This is a genomic window from Photobacterium sanguinicancri, assembly GCF_002265265.1.
GTDB classification, from domain to species: Bacteria; Pseudomonadota; Gammaproteobacteria; order Enterobacterales; family Vibrionaceae; genus Photobacterium; species Photobacterium sanguinicancri.
The window spans coordinates 1-3,875 of record NZ_NOIF01000283.1 but is presented as its reverse complement, the minus strand read 5'-3'; the positions used below and the strand labels follow the sequence as shown (position 1 = coordinate 3,875).

Below are 3,875 nucleotides of genomic sequence, written 5' to 3'. Positions count from 1 at the left end.
ATAAAAGAGTAAAGAGTAAAGTCTATTGAACTCTTTATTAACAAAGCATTATGAAAACACAGAGCTTGCTCTGTGTTTGTCTATAACAATACTCATTATCGGAATTAACAATGAGCATTTCTCAAAATTTACCACCTAAACAGCCTGAGTCAGATGAAATCGACTTAGGGAAACTGTTTGGTATTTTAGTCGATAGTCGCTGGATGATTATCGCGGTTACCATTATTTTCAGTGTTGTCGGGGTATGTTATGCCTTGCTAGCAACACCTGTTTATAAAGCTGATGCGCTGTTGCAAGTTGAAACGAAAAGCAGCGGCATGCCAGCACTCGGTGATATGGGGGAATTATTCGCCCAAGAGTCATCTGCAACCACAGAGATTGAAATTATTAAATCTCGGATGGTGCTAGGAAAAACCGTTGATAAGTTAAATTTAACCACAGTTGCTGTGCCGAATTATTTGCCAATGATTGGTAAAGGCTTAGCTCGTATTACGGGTGATGAATCATTTATATCTATCGCGCGTTTTGAAATACCTAAACACATTGAAGTCCCTGTATTTAATTTAATTGTTACGGATTCAGAGTTGGGTACATTTACCTTAGTTGATAGCAATGAACGTGAAGTGCTAACGGGCAGAGTCAACGAACTTGCGCAAAATGGTGATTACCGTTTATTTGTAACGGCGTTAACGGGTGACAATGAAAGTACATTTACAATAGCCAAACAATCACGTTTAGATGCCATTCAATCATTACAACAAGAATTAGCGGTAAGTGAACGTGGTAAACAAACGGGCATTTTACAGCTGTCGTTAACCGGTGAAAACCGCGCTAACATTGAACGTGTTTTAAATGATATTAGCCAAAACTATTTTCTACAAAATGTCGAGCGTAACTCGGCAGAAGCGGAAAATAGCTTGGCGTTTTTGCGTAAGCATTTACCTGATATTAAATCAGAGCTGATTACGGCAGAAGATAAGCTAAACCGCTTCCGCCAAGCTAATGATTCGATAGATCTTGGTTTAGAGGCTAAATCGACACTTGAGGTAATGGTAAAGTTAGAAGCGCAGTTAAACGAGCTAACATTTAAAGAAAGTGAAATTTCACAGCGTTTTACCAAAGAACACCCAGCCTACAGCGCGTTACTTGAAAAACGTCAAACATTATTAGGCGAACGTGAACGATTAAATAAACAAGTACAAAAGTTGCCTAAAACACAGCGTGAAATACTGCGTATGACGCGAGATGTGGAAGTTAACCAACAGATTTATGTTCAGCTACTGAATAAAGTGCAAGAGCTTAATATTGTTAAAGCCAGTACTGTTGGTAATGTCCGTATTTTAGATGTGGCACAATCTTACACTCGAGCAGTTGAACCTAAGAAGCCTCTTATTGTCGTTTTAGCGACTTTATTGGGTGGTATGCTGGCTGGTGCGATTGCATTACTTAAAGCCGCTTTCCACCGTGGTGTTGAAAACCCAGATGACATTGAAGCCTTAGGCTTGCCTGTATACGCCAGTGTGCCTATGTCAGACTGGCAAATAGAGATAGAGAAGAAACGAGGCAACAAAAAAACACTATTACCGGTTGAGCAAACCTTGCTTGCGGTCTCTAACCCTGCCGATTTATCTATTGAAGCATTACGAAGCTTACGTACCAGTTTGCACTTTGCGATGATGGAAGCGAAAAACAATATTCTAATGATCTCAGGCCCTAGTCCTGGTATTGGTAAATCTTTTGTTTCGGCTAATATGGCTGCAGTAGTTGCCAAAGCAGGGCAACGTGTATTAGTGATAGACGCCGATATGCGAAAAGGCCGAATGGAACAGCAATTAGCCGTTGTAAATAAAATCGGCTTATCTGATTTTCTGTCAGGTCAAACAAGCATTGAAAGCTTAATTAAACAGCCGGGTGTTGAGAATTTAGATTTTATTAGCCGTGGTAACGTACCACCTAACCCATCTGAGTTATTAATGCACCCGCGTTTTAAAGAGCTAATTGATTGGGCGTCAGAAAATTACGATATTGTAATAGTCGATACACCGCCAATTCTAGCGGTAACCGATCCTGCAATTGTGGGTGCTCACGCTGGTACAACACTCTTGGTTGGACGTTTTGGCCAGAATACAGCGAAAGAAATTGCCGTGACCAAACAACGCTTTGAGCAGAACGGAATCGAAGTGAAAGGCTTTATTCTGAATGCTGTGGTGCGTAAAGCAAGCAGCTATTATGGCGGCAACTATGGTTATTATAATTATAGTTATGAGTCGAAAAAATAAAGTGAACTTATGATCGTAATAAAAGAGAGGTGCTGTCTGCACTTCTCTTTTTGATTATTATTTTTTTGATGACTGAAATTTTAAGGACCTATTGGGAACCTTAGTTAAAAACAAGCAAAACCCAAGGTTTATAAGGGCTAGCCCGCAATGGGTTGTCTCAGGGCAAGATCATGAAGAACCCTTATTCTGAAAGGGGTCAGCCGCTATTGAAATTTAATTAAAACTACAGTTTGCTGCACAAAACTGCAATCTCAATTAGGATCAATTTGACGATCTATATCAGCTGTGATCATATACTTATCTTTCAGTATATGGATATCATTCATGAACGGACTTAGCCTTTTGGATCATATTTCAATAATCAAAGACCCACGGCAACAGTGGAAAATAGAACACAAATTGACAGACATTATATTTTTGTCGATTGTCGCTGTTATTGGTGGTGCTGATGGTTGGGAAGAAATACAAGATTTTGGTGAAGACCACCTTGATTGGCTCAAGCAATATGGCGATTTTGAGAGTGGCATTCCCGTCCATGACACTATTGCTAGAGTGATGGGGATGATATCAGCTAAACAGATGCAAAAGTGCTTTGCTCTGTGGATGGATGACTGTCACCAAGCGACTGACGGTGATGTCATTGCGATTGATGGTAAAACTCTGCGAGGCACTTATGACAAAGGAAGGCGTCAAGGCGCAATCCATATGGTGAGTGCCTTTAGTGCTGCAAATCAAGTTGTTATTGGGCAGGTTAAAACATCAGAGAAATCGAATGAAATCACCGCTATTCCTGAACTTCTGAAGTTACTCGACATACATGGATGTCTTGTCACTATTGATGCTATGGGCTGTCAGCGTGATATCGCTAAGACTATAGTCGACAAAGGTGCAGATTATTTATTGGCGGTAAAAGGTAATCAAAAGCACTTAGAGAAGGCTTTTAATGACTACTTTAGAATGGAGATGCTGCAAAACTTCGAAGGAAGCTCATACAGTACTCAAGAAGAAGGACATGGTCGTAAAGAAACCCGCGTAGCGCTAGTCAATGAAGATTTGTCGGTACTGGGTGATATTGCTTATGATTGGTCAGAATTAAAAGTAATGGGTATCGTTGCATCTATTAGGCAAGTTGGAGATATTCCCACAGAGGATATATCGATTCGATATTACATTAGCTCTAAGAAACTAGATGCAAAAACGTTGCTTGAATCTAGCCGCTCACATTGGTCGATTGAGGTTCAATTGCATTGGAAACTGGATGTTGGCATGAATGAAGATGCATGCAGAATAAGGCGAGATGAAGCGGGTGAAAACTTTGCTGCAATTCGTCATATTGCATTAAATCTATTAAATGCAGATAAATCCTTTAAAGCGGGTTTAAAAAGAAAGCGAACACGGGCAGGTAGAAATAATAACTATCTATCTGGAGTCCTCATGGGGCAAGGAGCTTCGTAATCTTGCCCTGGCTTTTGTCGAAATTCAAGTAATATTTGAAGTGGATTATAATAGCGTCTTAAAATCAGAAAGTATGATTTATGAATGGGCATCAATTTTATTAAAGTCATCAATTAAAGAAATAGGTCTGATATTTAATAG

2 protein-coding genes are annotated in these 3,875 nt (G+C 39.7%); both read left to right on the top strand.

The window, feature by feature from the left end; genetic code table 11:
• Positions 1-110 precede the first annotated feature (110 nt).
• Entirely contained in the window at positions 111-2,279 is a 2,169-nt protein-coding gene (locus tag ASV53_RS23130; protein ID WP_094958867.1) for a polysaccharide biosynthesis tyrosine autokinase, read from the top strand.
• Between the two features lie 324 nt (positions 2,280-2,603).
• Positions 2,604-3,734 carry an ISAs1 family transposase gene (locus tag ASV53_RS23125; RefSeq protein ID WP_094958866.1) on the top strand — a complete coding sequence of 377 codons (1,131 nt, stop codon included), beginning with the start codon at positions 2,604-2,606 and terminating at the stop codon, positions 3,732-3,734.
• Positions 3,735-3,875 lie beyond the last annotated feature (141 nt).